This is a genomic window from Streptomonospora alba, assembly GCF_000826685.1.
Taxonomy (GTDB): domain Bacteria; phylum Actinomycetota; class Actinomycetes; order Streptosporangiales; family Streptosporangiaceae; genus Streptomonospora; species Streptomonospora alba.
In genome coordinates this window covers 23,437-40,327 of sequence record NZ_JROO01000036.1, presented here as the reverse complement: position 1 = coordinate 40,327, position 16,891 = coordinate 23,437, and the positions used below count along the sequence as shown (strand labels likewise).

16 protein-coding genes are annotated in these 16,891 nt (G+C 72.3%); 15 read left to right on the top strand and 1 reads right to left on the bottom strand.

From position 1 onward, the window contains the following. Positions 1–99: 99 nt before the first annotated feature. The gene (locus LP52_RS18570) at positions 100–621 is read right to left on the bottom strand and encodes an inorganic diphosphatase (protein WP_040275366.1); all 522 of its coding nucleotides are present in this window, start codon (positions 619–621) and stop codon (positions 100–102) included. An 80-nt stretch (positions 622–701) separates the two neighbouring features. Between LP52_RS18570 and dacB the strand changes: the two genes are divergently transcribed. The 15 genes from dacB to LP52_RS18495 all read left to right on the top strand — a co-directional run bounded on the left by dacB (position 702) and on the right by LP52_RS18495 (position 16,865). Continuing rightward, entirely contained in the window at positions 702–2,063 is a 1,362-nt protein-coding gene (gene dacB / locus LP52_RS18565; protein ID WP_040275365.1) for a D-alanyl-D-alanine carboxypeptidase/D-alanyl-D-alanine endopeptidase, read from the top strand. A gap of 125 nt (positions 2,064–2,188) precedes the next feature. Then, positions 2,189–3,325, top strand: coding sequence for a zinc-dependent metalloprotease (locus tag LP52_RS18560; RefSeq protein ID WP_052810014.1), 1,137 nt, complete (start codon positions 2,189–2,191; stop codon positions 3,323–3,325). 25 nt (positions 3,326–3,350) lie between these two features. Continuing rightward, positions 3,351–4,373, top strand: coding sequence for a tRNA lysidine(34) synthetase TilS (tilS, locus tag LP52_RS27950; RefSeq protein WP_040275363.1), 1,023 nt, complete (start codon positions 3,351–3,353; stop codon positions 4,371–4,373). A 243-nt stretch (positions 4,374–4,616) separates the two neighbouring features. Then, positions 4,617–5,171: a hypoxanthine phosphoribosyltransferase gene (hpt, locus tag LP52_RS27945; RefSeq protein WP_084723321.1), complete on the top strand. Its 555-nt coding sequence runs from the start codon at positions 4,617–4,619 to the stop codon at positions 5,169–5,171. Between the two features lie 477 nt (positions 5,172–5,648). Next, positions 5,649–7,742: an ATP-dependent zinc metalloprotease FtsH gene (gene ftsH, locus LP52_RS18545; RefSeq protein WP_040275360.1), complete on the top strand. Its 2,094-nt coding sequence runs from the start codon at positions 5,649–5,651 to the stop codon at positions 7,740–7,742. 35 nt (positions 7,743–7,777) lie between these two features. Next, positions 7,778–8,368, top strand: coding sequence for a GTP cyclohydrolase I FolE (folE, locus tag LP52_RS18540; protein ID WP_202966142.1), 591 nt, complete (start codon positions 7,778–7,780; stop codon positions 8,366–8,368). A 334-nt stretch (positions 8,369–8,702) separates the two neighbouring features. Beyond that, on the top strand, positions 8,703–9,554 hold the full coding sequence (gene folP / locus LP52_RS18535; protein ID WP_040275358.1) for a dihydropteroate synthase: 852 nt from the start codon (positions 8,703–8,705) through the stop codon (positions 9,552–9,554). Next, positions 9,551–10,012, top strand: a complete 462-nt coding sequence (locus tag LP52_RS18530) for a nuclear transport factor 2 family protein (protein WP_040275357.1) — start codon at positions 9,551–9,553, stop codon at positions 10,010–10,012. The genes folP and LP52_RS18530 overlap by 4 nt, the downstream gene beginning before the upstream one ends. Beyond that, complete coding sequence (gene folB, locus LP52_RS18525) at positions 10,009–10,380, top strand: dihydroneopterin aldolase (RefSeq protein ID WP_202966141.1); 372 nt, start codon at positions 10,009–10,011, stop codon at positions 10,378–10,380. The genes LP52_RS18530 and folB overlap by 4 nt, the downstream gene beginning before the upstream one ends. A gap of 59 nt (positions 10,381–10,439) precedes the next feature. Then, complete coding sequence (gene folK, locus LP52_RS18520) at positions 10,440–10,955, top strand: 2-amino-4-hydroxy-6-hydroxymethyldihydropteridine diphosphokinase (protein ID WP_040275356.1); 516 nt, start codon at positions 10,440–10,442, stop codon at positions 10,953–10,955. A 49-nt stretch (positions 10,956–11,004) separates the two neighbouring features. Beyond that, the gene (locus tag LP52_RS18515; RefSeq protein WP_084723319.1) at positions 11,005–11,544 is read left to right on the top strand and encodes a DUF3180 family protein; all 540 of its coding nucleotides are present in this window, start codon (positions 11,005–11,007) and stop codon (positions 11,542–11,544) included. Positions 11,545–11,939: 395 nt separating this feature from the next. Further along, on the top strand, positions 11,940–12,440 hold the full coding sequence (locus LP52_RS18510; RefSeq protein ID WP_238580983.1) for a PH domain-containing protein: 501 nt from the start codon (positions 11,940–11,942) through the stop codon (positions 12,438–12,440). Positions 12,441–12,443: 3 nt separating this feature from the next. Next, complete coding sequence (locus LP52_RS29010) at positions 12,444–15,125, top strand: PH domain-containing protein (RefSeq protein ID WP_394298213.1); 2,682 nt, start codon at positions 12,444–12,446, stop codon at positions 15,123–15,125. Between the two features lie 326 nt (positions 15,126–15,451). After that, a complete protein-coding gene (locus LP52_RS18500; RefSeq protein ID WP_040275352.1) occupies positions 15,452–15,694 on the top strand; it encodes a chaplin family protein in 243 nt (80 codons plus the stop codon). Positions 15,695–15,974: 280 nt separating this feature from the next. After that, the gene (locus LP52_RS18495) at positions 15,975–16,865 is read left to right on the top strand and encodes a Rossmann-like and DUF2520 domain-containing protein (protein WP_040275350.1); all 891 of its coding nucleotides are present in this window, start codon (positions 15,975–15,977) and stop codon (positions 16,863–16,865) included. The last annotated feature ends 26 nt before the right edge of the window (positions 16,866–16,891 follow it).

The window sequence follows — 16,891 nt, the reverse complement described above, 5'->3', positions numbered from 1 at the left end:
ACCGGCACGCCTCCGCGCAACGCCACCGCATCGCGGATCCCGAAACGGCCCGTCCGAGCCGCGGCGGCGACCCGCGGCACGCTTCCCCGTCCTCGGCGCCTATTCGCCCGTCTTGATGTGGGAGGTGTCGCCGTGCACACCGGCTTCCTCGGCGCGCTTGACCGAGCCGAGGACCTCCTGCTCGGCGTCGTGGCGGCCCACCCACGTGGCGCCCTCGACGGATTTGCCGGGCTCCAGGTCCTTGTAGACGCTGAAGAAGTGCTCGACCTCCAGCCGCTCGAACTCGTTGACGTGGTGGATGTCACGAAGGTGCTCCATGCGCGGGTCCGTCGCCGGTACGCACAGCACCTTGTCGTCGCCGCCGGCCTCGTCGCGCATGCGGAACATGCCCACCGCACGGCAGCGGATCAGGCACCCGGGAAACGTGGGGTGCTTCAGCAGGACGAGCGCGTCCAGGGGATCGCCGTCCTCGCCGAGCGTGCCTTCGATGAACCCGTAGTCGGCCGGGTAGCTCGTCGACGTGAACAGCATCCTGTCCAGACGGATACGTCCTGTTTCGTGATCCATCTCATACTTATTACGCTCGCCCTTGGGGATCTCGATCGTGACGTCGAATTCCATGCTGTTCTCGGCTTCCTCTGCGGCTAGTGTCGCTACAAACAGTCAAAGGTCGTCGTATGCCAACGGAAGGCAGGTCCAGGGTGCGGCAGGTACGGGCCCGTGCGCTGTCCGCGTTGGCCGTCCTCAACATATTCGTGCTGGTGGCGGGTGCCGTCGCGATCGACATCATCGACTCCCGGCCACCCGCGGCGATGCCCTATCCTGTCGCCTTCGCCGAGGACGCGCCCGACACGGCGCAGCAGGACGCCGCCCAGGTGGATCCGGAGCGGCTCCGGGACAAGCTCGATGATCCCATGGCCGACTCCGGGGTCACCGACGGCCTCTACGCGTACGTGGCCGACGCCGGCACCGGCGAGCGGCTCTACGGCCGCGACGCGGGCCGGGGAGCCGTGCCCGCCTCCACGACCAAGATCGTCACCGCGGTCTCGGTACTGCACGCCGCGGGCCCCGACACCCGGCTGAGGACCGAAGTGGTCCGCGACGAGGACGGCGGGATCGTGCTCGTCGGCGGCGGCGACCCCACCCTCACCGAGACCCGTGACCGAGACCACTACCCGCGTCCGGCCACTCTGGAACAACTCGCCGCCGACACCGCCGCCGCGCTGGAGGAGTCCGGCACCGACTCCGTGGAGCTCAGCTACGACGACTCCCACTACAGCGGCTCCAACATGGGCCCGGGGTGGAAGCCCGGCTACGTCGACGAGGGCAGCGTCTCGACGGTGCACGCACTGATGCTCGACGGCGGACGCGTCGACCCCGCGGACCACTACAGCGAGCGCGTCGGCGACCCGCCGGGGGTCACCGCCGACGCCTTCGCCGAGCAGCTGGAGGCCGCGGGCGTGCAGGTCACCGGCGAACCCAGCCCCGCCGAGGCGCCCGGGGACGCCGAGGCCGTGGCCGCGGTGCAGTCGCCGCCCATCTCCTCGCTGGTCGAGTGGATGCTTCTGGAGAGCGACAACAACATCGCCGAGGCGCTGTTCCGCAAGATCGGCCTGGCCCAGGGCTACGACGCCTCCTTCGCCGGCGGCGCGGAGGGCGTGAGCGACGTGATGGAGGAGCTGGGCGTGCAGGACGTGCACGTCGAGGACGGCAGCGGGCTGTCGGTCAACAACACCATCACGCCCCAGGCGCTCGTCGCCCTCGTGCGGCTGTCGGCCGATCCCGAGCGGCCGGGCCTGTACTCGGCCGTCAGCGGACTGCCGACGGCCCATTTCACCGGCACCCTCGCCAACCGCTACTCCGGCGCCAGCGGGTCCGCATCCGGCGCGGGACGCATCCGCGCCAAGACCGGCACGCTCAGCGGCGTGAGCACCCTGGCCGGCACCGCCTACGACGCCGACGGGCGGCTGCTGGCGTTCGCGTTCATGGTCAACGACCCCTCTGCGCTGGGCAGCACCCTGGACACCTTCGCCGCGGCCCTCGCCGAGTGCGGCTGCAGCTAGCGAGGCGCAGGACGGCGCCGCTCCCCGATGCCGGGGCCGTGGTGGGGAACTTCCCTGAGGAAACCCCGAAATCCCCGCGGCGCACGCCCACTCGGCGGTTTCGTGGGTACGGTGAAGGCGTGAGTTTGATCGACTGGGACGTAGCCGTCAGTACCGGTGTCCGACTTGTTCGGCCCGGCCCGCAGGTGGATCTCGCAGACGCCCGTCAGGCGGTGGCGCAGCTGCGCGAGTTGTCCACCACCGCGCAGGGCCATGTGCGCGAATTCACCGGTATGGAACCCCTTGAGCCGGCCGGACCAGCGGTCATCGTCGACCGGCCCGGCTGGATCAAGGCCAATGTCGCCGGGTTCCGGGTGGTGCTGGAGCCCATCCTCGACCGCCTCGGCGGCGAACGGATGAACTCCGGCGCCGCCGGCAACCTCACCACCGCCGTGGGCTCCCGCGTCACCGGCGTCCAGCTGGGCGCCGTGCTGTCCTACCTCGCCGGCCGGGTACTGGGCCAGTACGAGCTGTTCCTGCCGCCCGACCCCGACGGCCGGGCGCCCACGGGACGGCTCACGCTGGTCGCTCCCAACATCGTGCACACCGAGCGCGAGCTCGACGTGGACCCGCACGACTTCCGGCTGTGGGTGTGCCTGCATGAGGAGACCCACCGCATGCAGTTCACGTCCTCGCCCTGGCTGCGCGACTACGTGCAGGAGCAGATGCAGGAGATGCTCCTGGCCTCCAACGTCGACGCCGGCCAGCTGCTCGACCGGCTGCGCTCGGCGGGCGAGGCCGTCGCCGAGGCGATCCGCGGCGGCGACGCCAACCTCATCGAGGCGTTCCAGAGCGAGGAGCAGAGCGAGATCATGGACCGCATCACCGCGGTCATGAGCCTCGCCGAAGGCCACGGCGACTACGTGATGGACGCCGTGGGCCCCGAGGTCGTGCCCAGCGTCGCCGAGATCCGGCGCCGCTTCCAGCGCCGCCGCGAGGGCGTCAACCGCGTCGACAAGGTCATCCGCCAGCTGCTCGGCATCGACCTGAAGATGAAGCAGTACGAGGAGGGCGCGGCCTTCGTGCGCAGCGTGGTCTCCCGTGTCGGCATGGCCGACTTCAACCGCGTGTGGGAGTCGCCCGAGACGCTGCCGACGCTGAAGGAGATCCGCAACCCCGACGCCTGGATCGACCGCGTCGTGCGCCCCGCCGCACTGCCGCAGGAGTTCGGGGAGGGCCCTGCGTCCGAGGGCGGGACCGCGGGCGGCCCGTCTCCGGAGTGACGCCCGCAGCGGCGGGAGGCCCGACGTGACCGGGCCGCCCCCCGCTGTCGCGGCGGTCCGCCGCGCCGTCCGCGGCGCGCTGTCCCACCTGGACTCCGGCGCCCTGGTGCTCGTGGCTTGCAGCGGCGGCGCCGACTCGCTGGCGCTGGCGGGTGCGACCGCATTCGCCGCCCCGCGGATGGGACTGCGCACGGGCGGGATCACCGTCGACCACGGGTTGCAGGAGGGCTCGGAACTGCGGGCGGCCGAGGTCGTCACGACCATGCGCGGACTCGGCCTGGAACCGGCCGAAAGCGCGGTCGTGCACGTGGGCGCCGAGGGCGGGCCCGAGGGCGCCGCCCGCGTCGCCCGCTACACCGCTCTGGACCACGCCGCGCGGCGGCTGGGCGCCGAGGCCGTGCTGCTCGGCCACACGCGCGACGACCAGGCCGAGACGGTGCTGCTGCGGCTGGCGCGCGGCTCGGGCGGCCGCTCGTTGTCGGGGATGCCGGCGCGCAGCGGGCGCTACCTGCGGCCGCTGCTGTGGCTGTCTCGCGCGCAGGTGCACACGGCCTGCGCCGACATGGGGCTTGCCGCGTGGTCCGACCCGCACAACGCCGACCCCGCCTACGCGCGCTCGCGCGTGCGCCGGGAGGTGCTGCCGGTGCTGCAGCGGGAGCTGGGCCCGGGCATCGCCGAGGCGCTCGCCCGCACCTCCGACCTGCTGCGCGACGACGCCGACGCGCTGGACCGATGGGCCGACTCCGCCGAGGAGAGTGTGCGTGCGGGCTCGGGCGGCGGCACCACGTTGGACGCTACGGCGCTGGCGAAACTGCCCCGCGCAGTGCGCACCCGGCTGCTGCGCCGCGCGGCGATCGCGGCGGGCGCCCCGGCCGGGACCCTGTTCGCGGTGCACGTGCAGGAGCTGGACCGCCTGGTGTCCGACTGGCGGGGGCAGGCGCACGTCGACCTGCCCGGCGGGGTCCGCGGCCTGCGCATCCGGGACCGGATCGCCTTTGGCGGCGCCGCCGCGGAAGGCGACGCGCGGGGCGACGCGCAGCGAACGTGAACCGCGCGGGCAGGTCCCGGCAGTGCATGATCACTGTCACACCGCCGCCCCTGCCGCGCCCGGCACCCGAGGTCCGAGGGGCCGCCCTTCGGCGGTGCCGCGTGCCTGAAGCGGCCGCCGGAGCGGACGAGCGCCGCGCGCACGCTCCGACGCGGCCGGGTGCCGGCGGACGGTGGCGCCCCGGTGCCCGTCTATTCTGGGGACGTTCTCCAACCCCGACCTGAGCAGCGAGGTCAGTCAAGCGTGGACGCGAAAGACATGGGTGAGGATCTGGAGAAGGTCCTGGTGACCGAGAGCCAGATCAGCGCCAAGCTGGGCGAGATGGCGGCCGAGATCGACGCCGACTACGCCGGGAAGGACCTGCTGCTCGTCGGCGTCCTCAAGGGCGCCATCATGGTCATGGCCGATCTCGCCCGCGAGCTGCACCATCCGTGCGAGATGGACTGGATGGCGGTGTCCTCCTACGGGGCGGGCACGACGTCCTCGGGTGTCGTGCGGATCCTCAAGGACCTGGAGATCGACATCAAGGACCGCAACGTCCTGATCGTCGAGGACGTCATCGACTCCGGGCTGACCCTCTCCTGGCTGGTGGGCAACCTGAAGTCGCGCGGCCCGGAGTCGGTGGAGATCTGCACCATGGTGCGCAAGCCGCTCGCCTTCGACGTGGAGCTCGACGTGCGCTACGTGGGTTTCGATCTGCCCAACGAGTTCATCGTCGGCTACGGGCTGGACTACGCCGAGAAGTACCGCAACCTCCCCCTCATCGGCACTCTGGCGCCGCACGTCTACCAGGACTGAGGACGCGCCGGCTGGGGGCCGCTGCGCATGCCGCGGCTCTGCAGCGGTCGGCGGCGCGCTCCGCCAGGGGGCGGGGGAGGCGGGTAGCGGAGATCCGTGCGCGTCAGCGGTCCGTTAGAAGAGGCGGGCGGGAACAACAGCCCCCTGCCCGCACGTTTGACCCGTGACGGGTTCCACCGTCCGCGAACGTGGAGACGCGCGAGTGCACCCGGTGATGAACGGGGTGTACCGTCGATTATCCCGACGTGGTAGGGAACTGCGGGGGCTGTGCAGCACCGCAGGCCATCCGCGAATGTAGGAAACGTGTCCGATAGGTTCCGCCTCCGGCGGCCACATGGGGCTACTCGGCTGAGCGGCCCGGGTGCGGTGAACGGCGCGCAGGCGCCTGCACCCGGCATCCGCGGCCGAGCCGACCCCTGCGGTTTTCGGGGCAAGCCGGCTGGTCAGGAGGGACGGACCCAGCGGGGTTCCGGATAGATGAATCTCAAGCGCTTTTACCGCGGGCCGTGGCTGTGGTTCTTGGCCATCGGCCTGTTGATGATCCTCGTTTTCCAGCTCACCGGACTGGGATCCGGCCAGGAGCCGGAGAAAGTCGATTCCTCCCGGGTCTTCGACATCATCTCCCAGGACGACGTCGACAACGCCAAGTTGATCGACAAGGAACAGCGGATCGAGGTCACGACCACCGACGGCGACGTCTATGAGGCCAACTGGGTGGCCGGCCAGGGCGACCAGATCGCGCAGCGGCTCGAGGACCTTCAGGAGAACGGCAACCTCAGCTCCTACGACATCGAGGTCCCGCAGGACAGCATGTTCGTGTCGCTGCTGTTCAGCTTCCTGCCGCTGATCATCATCATCGCCATCTTCCTGTTCATCATGAACCAGATGCAGGGCGGCGGCGGCCGGGTGATGAACTTCGGCAAGTCCAAGGCCAAGCTGATCACCAAGGACACTCCCAAGAGCACCTTCACCGACGTCGCGGGCGCCGACGAGGCGATCGAGGAACTCCACGAGATCAAGGACTTCCTGCAGAACCCCTCGAAGTTCCAGTCGATGGGAGCGAAGATCCCCAAGGGCGTGCTGCTCTTCGGGCCTCCCGGTACCGGTAAGACGCTGCTCGCCCGCGCCGTCGCCGGCGAAGCGGGCGTGCCGTTCTACTCCATCTCCGGCTCGGACTTCGTCGAGATGTTCGTCGGTGTCGGCGCCTCGCGGGTGCGCGACCTGTTCGAGCAGGCCAAGGCCAACGCGCCGGCCATCATCTTCGTCGACGAGATAGACGCCGTCGGGCGCCACCGCGGCGCCGGCATGGGCGGCGGCCACGACGAGCGCGAGCAGACGCTCAACCAGATGCTCGTCGAGATGGACGGGTTCGACATCAAGAGCGGCGTCATCCTCATCGCCGCCACGAACCGGCCCGACATCCTCGACCCCGCGCTGCTGCGCCCGGGCCGCTTCGACCGCCAGATCGTCGTGGACCGCCCCGACATGGAGGGCCGCAAGGGCATCCTCAAGGTGCACGCCCAGGGCAAGCCGATGGGCGACGACGTCGACCTCGGCGTCATCGCCCGGCGCACCTCCGGGATGACCGGCGCCGACCTGTCCAACGTGGTCAACGAGGGCGCCCTGCTGTCGGCCCGCGCCGGCCGCAACGTCATCGACATGGAGACCATGGAGGAGGCGATCGACCGCGTCATGGCGGGTCCGGAGCGCAAGACCCGCGTCATGGCCGACGCCGAGAAGAAGATGATCGCCTACCACGAGGGCGGCCACGCCCTGGTGGGCCACGCCCTGCCGCACGCCGATCCCGTGCACAAGATCACCATCCTGCCGCGCGGTCGCGCGCTGGGCTACACCATGTCGGTGCCGATGGAGGACAAGTTCCTCACCTCGCGCTCGGAGATGATGGACCAGTTGGCCATGATGCTGGGCGGGCGCGCCGCCGAGGAGTTGGTGTTCCACGAGCCCACCACGGGTGCGGGCAACGATATCGACAAGGCCACCAGCCTCGCCCGCAACATGGTCACCGAGTACGGCATGAGTGAGCGGCTGGGCGCGCGCAAGTTCGGCAGCGGCAACACCGAGCCGTTCCTGGGCCGCGAGATGTCGCACGCACGCGAGTACTCCGAGGAGATCGCCTCGGTCATCGACGAGGAGGTGCGCCGCCTCATCGAGTCGGCGCACGACGAGGCCTGGGAGATCCTGACCGAGTACCGCGCCGTCCTCGACGACCTGGTGCTGCACCTGCTGGACAAGGAGACCCTGTCCCGCGAGGAGGTCCTGGAGATCTTCGCTCCGGTGGCCACGCGGCCGTCGCGCGGCTCCTACACCGGCTACGGCAAGCGCCAGCCCTCGTCGCAACCGCCCGTGAAGACGCCCAAGGAGATGGCCGTGCTGGGCGCGCGCGACCTGGACGAGGTGTCCTCGGGCAACGGCCAGGGCGGCTACTCCGGCGGCGAGCCCTGGGACGAGTCCGACCGCCGGGGCGAGCACGAGGACGGTTCCCCGGGCGGTGTGAACGGCAGCGGGCGCCGGCCGGACGAGTCCGGGGACGACTCCGGGGACCAGGCGTGAGCGCCGAAGGCCCTCGCCCGGACACCGATATCCCGCTGGTCGTCCCCGAACACCACGAGGTCGACCACGCGCGCATCGAGAAGGCGGTCCGGGAGATCCTCCTGGCCATCGGCGAGGACCCGGAACGCGACGGCCTGCGCGACACCCCCGCCCGGGTCGCGCGGGCCTACGAGGAGCAGTTCGCGGGACTGGGGCAAAAGCCCGAGGACGTACTGACCACGGTGTTCGAGGCAGGCCATGAGGAAATGGTGCTGATCCGCGACATCGAGCTGTACTCCACCTGCGAGCACCATCTCGTGCCCTTCTACGGCAGCGCGCACGTGGGCTACATCCCCAACAGCAAGGGCCAGATCACCGGTCTGTCCAAGATCGCCCGGCTGGTGGACGTCTACGCCCGCCGCCCGCAGGTCCAGGAGCGGCTGACCACACAGGTCGCCGACGGCATCATGGCCCACCTGGATCCGCGGGGCGTGATCGTGGTCATCGAGGCCGAGCACCTGTGCATGACGATGCGCGGAGTGCGCAAGCCCGGCGCCAAGACCGTGACCTCGGCGGTGCGCGGCGACTTCCGCAACCGCGACCGCACGCGTTCCGAGGCGATGAGCCTGATCCTGGGGCGCGACTGATCCGCCGCCGGTATCCCGCCGGTCCCGCGGGCCGCACCCGGACTCCCCGGACTCCCCGGTCGACCGTTCGGCCCTGAGCGCAACCGGTCGATTGGCACCGGCCGCGCCGGGCATGATCGATCAAGAGGCGGGTCGCAGCGTAAGCCGGGGGTCTCGTAGGCTGACCGCACGATCCGCCCGTCGGCCGCGGCGGCCCACGTACGGGAGGGAAAAGAAGATCACGGCTATCGAAGCGAACGGATCCGAGCAGGGGCAGGGCGCCGGAGCCGGCCCCGCCCCGCTCCCTTCGGGCCGGGACCTCCCCGGCCTTCCGGTTCGGCGGCGGTGCCTGGTCATGGGCGTCGTCAACGTCACTCCGGACTCGTTCTCCGACGGCGGGGCCTGGTTCGACACCTCGAGCGCGATCGAGCACGGCCTGCACCTCGCCGACGAGGGGGCCGACGTCATCGACGTGGGCGGAGAGTCGACACGGCCGGGTGCCCAGCGGGTCTCCCTAGAGGAGGAACTGCGCCGCGTGGGTCCGGTGGTGCGCGAGCTCGCCCGCCAGGGGATCGCGGTCAGCGTCGACACCATGCGCGCCGAGGTCGCCGCCCACGCGGTCGAGTCGGGCGCGCGGCTGGTCAACGACGTCAGCGGCGGACTCGCCGACCCCGCCATGGCCCGACTCGTCGCCAAGACCGGTGTCGCCTACGTGCTGATGCACTGGCGGGGCCACAGCCACCTGATGCAGGACCGCGCCCGTTACGACGACGTGGTCCGCGAGGTCCACGACGAACTGCGCGACCGCATGTCGGCCATGGCCGACGAGGGGGTCGACCCCGCCCAGATCGTGCTCGATCCCGGGCTCGGGTTCTCCAAACTGCCCGACCGCGCCCACAACTGGGCGCTGCTCGCACACCTCGACCGATTCAACGACTTGGGGCGTCCACTGTTGATCGCAGGCTCCCGCAAGCGCTTCCTCGGCCGGCTGCTCAGCGACGCCGACGGCAACCCGCGCGACTTCACCGGCTGCGACGACGCGACCGTCGCGCTGACGACCCTGTCCGCGGCCCGGGGCGCCTGGTGCGTGCGCGTGCACGACGTGCGGCCCAACGCCGACGCGGTGCGGGTCGCCTCCGCGTGGGGCACCGGCGGGGCCCACCTCGACGAAGGGCGTGGCGAGCTCGTCGGCCGGAGCGGCGCGTGAAGTCCCGCCAGGAGGTCATGGAGCGCGTGGCCGAGGCCAACGCGCAGTTCTACGGCGCCATCGAGAACGGCGACATCGACCTGATGCGCCGCGTCTGGGCCGAGGAGGACGAGGCGCCCGACCTCGTCTGCGTGAATCCCGGCTGGCCGCTGCTGCGCGGCCGTTCCGAGATCATGCGCGCCTGGACGCTGATCATGGCCAACGTGCCCTACATCCAGTACGTGCTCACCGAGACCCACATCGGCGTCAGCGGCGAGGTGGCCATGGTCACCTGCGAGGAGAACGTCCTCACCGCCGAGGACGACACTCCCGGTTTCGTCGCGGGCGGTCAGGTGGTGACCACGAACATGTTCGTGCACACCCCGGAGGGCTGGCGGCTGTGGTCGCACCACGCCTCGCCGGTCCTGCTCGACGAGAACGAAGACGAGGACGGCGACCAGGGCGGGGACGTGCTGTGAACGAGGAGCTGGACCGCATCCGGCTCAGCGGCCTTCGTGTCCGCGGATACCACGGGGTACTGGAGCACGAGCGCCGTGACGGCCAGGACTTCGTCGTCGACGTCGGGCTCGGGCTCGACCTGGCCGCGGCCGGGCGCAGCGACGCCCTCGCCGACACGGTGCACTACGGTGAGCTCGCCGACCGCCTGGTGGCGGTGGTGCAGGGTGACGCGGTGCAGCTGATCGAGACGCTGGCCGAGCGGTTGGCGGCGGTGTGCCTGTCCGAACCGCGGGTACGCCGCGCCGAGGTGACGGTGCACAAGCCGCAAGCGCCCCTCCCGCACGTTTTCGGCGACGTCTCCGTCACCGTCGTCCGCGGGGGCGGGTGAGCGGTGCGGCGGCCGCTGGACCCCGTGTGCACTCCAGAAGTCGTGACAGAGGGTGGGCCATGAACGGACTGACGGTACTGCGACGGGTCGTTCTGTCGTTGGGCAGCAACGTGGGCGACCGGATGGCCGCGCTGCAGGGCGCCGTCGACGGGCTGTTCGACGCGCCGGAGTTGGAGCCGGTTTCCCTGTCGCCGATCTACGAGACCGCTCCAGTGGGCGGTCCCGACCAGGGGCCGTTCCTCAACGCCGTGGTGACCGCCGATACCCGGATCCCCCCCGACGTGCTGCTGGAGCGCACACAGTCGGTCGAGGAGGCGCTGGGGCGCGTGCGCGAGGTGCGGTGGGGACCGCGGACCCTGGACGTCGACATCATCGCGGTGGACCGCGAGCGCAGCGACGACCCCCGGCTCACGCTTCCCCATCCGCGTGCTCACGAGCGCGCGTTCGTGCTGCGCCCCTGGGCCGACATCGACCCCGACGCCGAGATCGTGGGCCGCGGCCCGGTCCGCGACCTGCTGGCCGGGATCGAAGGCCAGGAGCTGCACCGCCGCGACGACCTGCTCCTGCAGGTGTGAGCACCGGCGGAGCGGTGCCGCCGAGGCCGCTGCTGAGGTTGTGAGGACTGTGTACGACGATAACGAGGACCGGCCCGAGGACCACCCGGTCCGCGGCAGCGGCGGCGACGGCGGCGACGGCGAAGGGCACATCCGGCCGACGGACTGGCGGGTGCCGGTGGCCGTGGCCGCGGTGACGGGTGTGCTGTCCTATCTGGTGATCGACAGGATCTACGGCAGCATCCCGATGCTGCCGTGGAGCGCGATCCCCACGCTGCTGCTGCTCGCCGCCGCCGAGACGATCGCCGCCGTGCACACCCGGCGCCGGATCCGGCGCGTTCCGGGCACCGAGCCGATGGAGCCGCTGAGCGCGGCCCGGCTGCTGGCGCTGGCCAAGGCCAGCGTGGTGTTCGCGGCGCTGGCCGTCGGCGGCTTCGGCGGGATGCTGGCCGCGCTGGCGGAGCGCTTCAACGCGGTGGACGTCCGCGCCGACGCCCTGACGGCCGGCGGGACCCTGCTGTCGGCGGTGGTGCTGCTGGCCGCCGCACTGTTCCTGGAGCACTCCTGCCGCGTTCCGGGCGATGAGGAGCCGAACCGGTCCCGGGCGTGAGGCACCGCGGGCGCGGGCGGGCCGCCGGCGCTTAAGCCCCGCCCGCCGTCTGCGGCACCCGGTGGGGAACGGTCGGGTGTGCGGACGTGGCACGGCGCTAGAGCCCTGCCCGTCCGCGGCTCTCGGCGACGGAGCGGGCGCCGGGCTTCGAGGCGGGCGGTCCGCAGCCGGGCGCGGCACGCCGGGAGACGCCCGCCGCCCGCGCTTGCGGCCCGATTCGCCCGGCTCGTGTGCTGTGGCGCCGCGGAGTGGCATCGGGATGATTGACTGGAATCGTGGACTTTGCCGCGTCTGAGCCAGGCTCTCAGCAAGCCGGGTCCGGCCCGCGCGAGGACAGCGGGCCGCGACCCGACCCGGGCGCGCCCGCGGACTCGGAGCAGAGCGAGCGCGAATCCTTGACCGCCCGCATCGATGCGGCCTTCGCCGCGCCGACGGGCACGTCGTGGACCCGCGTCTCCGCGTCGCTGACCTGGTACCGCAGGGCGGTTCTGGTGGCGGTGCTGGTGCCCGCACTCGTGCTGGGCGGAGCCGCGCTGTGGATCGTCGGCTGGTGGTGGGCCCTCGCCTGGGCCGTGCTGGTCGCGGTGGCCGCAGCCGCGGGTTGGTGGGCGGCCCGGGCCGTGCGCGACACCTGGGGCTACGCCGAGGGCGAGACCGACCTGTACCTGACCTACGGGCTGGTCACGCGCCAGCTCGTGGTGATCCCCTACGGCCGCATGCAGGTCGTCGACGTCACCTCCGATCTGCTGGAGCAGGCTCTGGGCATGGCCACGGTCCAGGTGCGGACGGCGGCCACGACCGCCGATACCCGTATCCCGGGGCTGCGCTTGGACGACGCCGTGCAGCTGCGCGACCGGCTGGCGGCACGCAGCGAGACCTTCTCGACGGGGCTGTGATCTGTGAGCGACGCCGACCGCACCGCGTCCGGTCCGCATTCCGGCGGCCGATCCGCTGACGACCGCCGCCGACCGGAATCCGCCGACCCGGCCCACGGGGACCGCGAGTGGTTCGGATCGGAGACCGCCGACGCCGCGGCGGAAGGCGGTTTGGAGCGCGGTGAGCGGGACCCGGCTCCCGAGCCTGCCGCCGAAGGCGGCGACGGGCGGGCGGAGCACAGCGCCGGCCGGGTCGGAACGGGCCGCCGTTCGGGCGGCGAGGAACGCGCTGAAGGCGCCGAGGACACAGACGCCTCCGCCGAGCGCGGGGTTCCCGAGTTGCGTCCGGTGACGGCTCCCACCGACACCCACCGCTCCGAACAGGTCGCGCCTCCTCCCGTGCGGGACCGCCCGTACTACACGGGGGACGCGGCAGCCCGGGACGACGGCAGCGCCTGGGGCGGCGAGGCCGCGGACGAGGCCGAGGGGATCCCGGCCGAGCACCCTGGCGACAGGTCCGGCCTGCGGCGCTTCGCCGGCGGCGGCACGCCGGGAGATGCCCCGCTGCGGGGTAGCGGCACCGAGCCGGTCGGCGGTGCCGGCGAGGAGCCGATCCCGGGCGCGGAACGCGCCGCTGACGCGGGCGGTGGCCGGGCCGAGCGGCCGGGCGGCGGAGACCGGCCCGAACAGGACGGTGCCGCCGAGGGGCCGGACGGCCACCGCGGTTCCGGTGACCGGGTGGAGCACGGCGAGCACGGCCGACGAGCCGACGCACAGGGCGGCGGTTCCGGCGGCGGCATCGTCGGCACCGACGCCACCGGCGTCCCGGTCGAGGAGCCGGTGAGTGAGCCTTCCTCAGCAGCCGCGCGGCGGCGCCGAGGCGCTCCCCGGATCGTTCCCGCGGCGCCCGCACCGCCCGCCGGAGACTCAGGCGAAAGCGGGGAGCCCGACCGCCTGCCTCCGCAGGAGTGGGCGCGGCCGCCCGCCGCGCCATCGGGGCTCGACGGCCCCGAGCAGCCGCCACCGCCCGACGCCCAGTCACCGCCCTACGGCCACGGCAGCGGATCACCGGGGGCGCCGCCGGCGGGTCCGCACGAACCGCCGCCGCACGCGCCCCCGTCGCTCGGAGCCCCGCCCCCACCGCCGCCCGCCCCGTCCGGCACGTACGCGGCGCCGTGGTGGGTACCCGGGGATCACGGGCGCCAGCAGAGACCTCCGTCGGCCGACGACGCAGGCCGTGCCGACCCCGCCGCTTCGGGCGCCGTGTGGCCCCGCCCGGCGGCGCCCGCCGGCGGCGGACAGGTGCGCTTCCTGCCGCCGACGGCCGACGCACCTCCCGAGCCGCAGGGCCAGGCGCCGCCGCATCCGGAGGGCGGCCCGAGGCAGCCGAGCGAATCGGACGTCGCCCGCGGCGCCCACCGCACGCACTGGGCCACCGTGCCGCTGCAGGTGCTGCTGGCCGTCGTGGTCTTCCTGGCCCTGCCCGGAACCCTGATCATGCAGCTCGGGTTCGGCTGGCTCCTGCTCATGACACTGGGGGTGGCCTGCGGCGCGATCGCCTTCAGCCTGCTGTCCTGGTGGAACTCCTCCTTCGGGCTGCGCGACGACCACCTTGTCGTCCATTCTGGGTTGATCCGGCGGGCGTCGCGGGAGATCCCGCTGAGCCGCCTCCAGGCCGTCGACGTCGTACGGCCGCTGCTGATGCAGGTCCTGGGCCTGGCCGAGCTGCGGGTGGAGCTGGCCGGGGGCGATGCCGGCGAGATCCGGCTGCGGTACCTGACCTGGGGACGGGCCGAACGATTGCGCGCGGCGCTGCTCGCCCACGCGGCGGGTCTGTCAGGGACGACACCCAAGGCGCCGGAGTGGCCCTTCTACCGGCTGCCCTTCGGGCTGCTGCTGGGCGCGCTGGCCTTCCGGCTGCCCGTGCTGGGCAGTGTGCTGCTGTTCGTGCTCCTCATCGCCGCGGGGGCGGCCGCCTTCGGCAGTACCGGCTACTTCGAGCCGGGCGTCCTCGGCGGTGCCGTCCCGCTGCTGCTGGGGCTGATGCGCGGCTTCCTGGGCCCGCTGCTGCGCTACACCGACTTCTACGCCTCCCTGTCGCCGGACGGGCTGCGGCTGCGCTACGGGATCTTCCAGGCGCGCATGCAGACGGTGCCGCCGGGACGAGTGCAGGCGGTGCGCATCGTCGAACCCGTGCTGTGGCGGGCGCTGGGCGTCGTACGCGTCGAGGCCAACGTCGCGGGCTACGTCGGCGAGCGGCAGATGGACTCCTCGACCCTCCTCCCGGTCGTCCCGCGGCGCCTGGGCTACCTGCTGGCCGGCCAACTGTTCCCCGGCACGGACGTCTCGCGCACGGAGATGCATCCGGCGGGCAGCGGCCGCGCGCGCGACGGCGCGCTGGGTGTGGACGAGCAGCTGTTCGTGACACGCCGGGGGCTGGTCTGCCGCGTGACCGAGATCGTGCCGCACACGCGGACGCAGAGCCTGCGGATGACCGTCGGGCCGCTGAGCCGCCGGCGCGGCGTGGCCACGGTCGAGGCCGACACCCCGCCCGGGCCGATCCGGGCGCGTGCGAGCGGGCGTGAGATCGGGGAGGCGCGCCGGATCGTCGACGGGACGGCCGCCTACGGGCACGCCGCTCGCCGAAGGAGCGCGGGCCCCGAACGCTGGGCGACCCGCAGCGACGCCCCGTCGTCGCCCCCGTGACCGCACTGATCAAGGCGTGTTCCGCACAGCGTCGCCCGCCACTTCCGTCGCCGGTGTGGCGTGTGTCACCCCAAGGCGAGTCGGCACCGCGGGGTCCCGTGTTCCCAGAGTTTCGTGGGGGAATGTCCGGACAATAGGCGCAACGGACAGTGCCTGAATGAATGCAGTTAGTTATTCGTATTCGCCGAGTTGGGCAAAAAGCGGGACGCGAGCCCGTATCGGTGGCTAGATTGGTGTCTCGAACGCGAGGAGTAATCGCGTTCTCACGTTCAGTCGAACATGTCGGACGGGCGTGTCCGTCCGGCCTGGATCAAGGGGAAATCCACGTGCTGAAGAAGACTCTGCTCGCCAGTGCCCTCACCGCCGCCGCGGCCGGCGCGATTCTCGCGAGCGCACCGAGCGCATCCGCTGACGACGACATCATGACCTCGGGCAACGGCTCGATCCTGAGCGGGAACCAGGCCGTCGCCGACCTGAACGTCCCGGTCAACGTCTGCGGCAACGGCATCGGCATCCTCGGCAACGGCGGGGGTGCCTGCCACAAGTCCGGCGCGATGGTCTGGGAGTAGCACCGGCTTTCGTGCTCCCGCTCCGCGGGGGCACCGCCGAGCACAGCGAGCCGGCGTCGCCCGAGGGGCGGCGTCGGCTCCGTGCTGTTTCGGGGCGAGCGGGCCCCGGAGCCGTAGGCGCTCGGCTTCGGCGGCGGCGCCCCGCCCGTGCGGGCGGATCGAGCGAGACACCGGTCACCGAGCCCGCCCGTCCGCGGGCGGTGGTGGTCCGCGCACCGCGGGCGGTCAGTAAGCTGGCCGCGCGGATGTCCGGTACCCGAGTGGACTGGAACGAGGTGCGATGCAGCAGTCGGAGAATGCGCAGCGGCCCGCACGGTTGCGTGTCGGCGTGGTCGGCGCCGGCCGGGTGGGATCGGTGCTGGGCGCGGCACTGGCGCGGGTCGGACACCAGGTGGTGGCCGCCTCCGCGGTCTCCGAGGCCTCGCGTGATCGCGTGAGCCGGCGCCTGCCTACGGCCCGCGTGGCCGAGCCGGCCGAGGTGGTCGCCGAGTCCGACCTGGTCCTTCTCACCGTGCCCGACGACGCGCTGGAGCAGCTCGCACGCGGGCTCGTCGAGACCGGCGCCGACGTCGGCGGCACCTTCCTGGTCCACACCAGCGGCGCCCACGGCTACCACGTCCTCGCGCCCGCTACCGCGGCAGGCGGCCTGCCCCTCGCGCTGCACCCGGTGATGACCTTCACCGGCCGCGACGAGGACGTCGACCGGCTGGCCAGCTGCTCGTTCGGCGTGACCGCTCCCGAGGCGCTGCGCCCCATCGCCGAGGCGCTGGTCGTCGAGATGGGGGCCGAACCCGTGTGGATCGCCGAGGAGCACCGCACGCTGTACCACACGGCACTGGCCGGGGGCGCCAACCACCTGGTCACGCTGGTCGCCGAGAGCGCCTCGCTGCTGCAAGCAGCCGGCGTCGAGCACCCCTCGCGCATGCTCGGCCCGCTGCTGGGCGCCGCCCTGGACAACGGCCTTCGGCTGGGCATGGACGGCCTCAGCGGCCCGGTCCTGCGCGGGGACACCGAGACCGTCTCCGCCCACCTCGGCGAGCTGCGCCGGCATTCGCCCGAGAGCGTGCACGCCTACGTGGCGCTGGCGCGGTTGACAGCGGACCGCGCTCTGGCCGCCGGACTGCTCAAGCCCCACGACGCCGAACGCCTGCTGGACGTCCTCCAGGCGTGAGGCGATTCCCCCGCAACCAGGGAGAC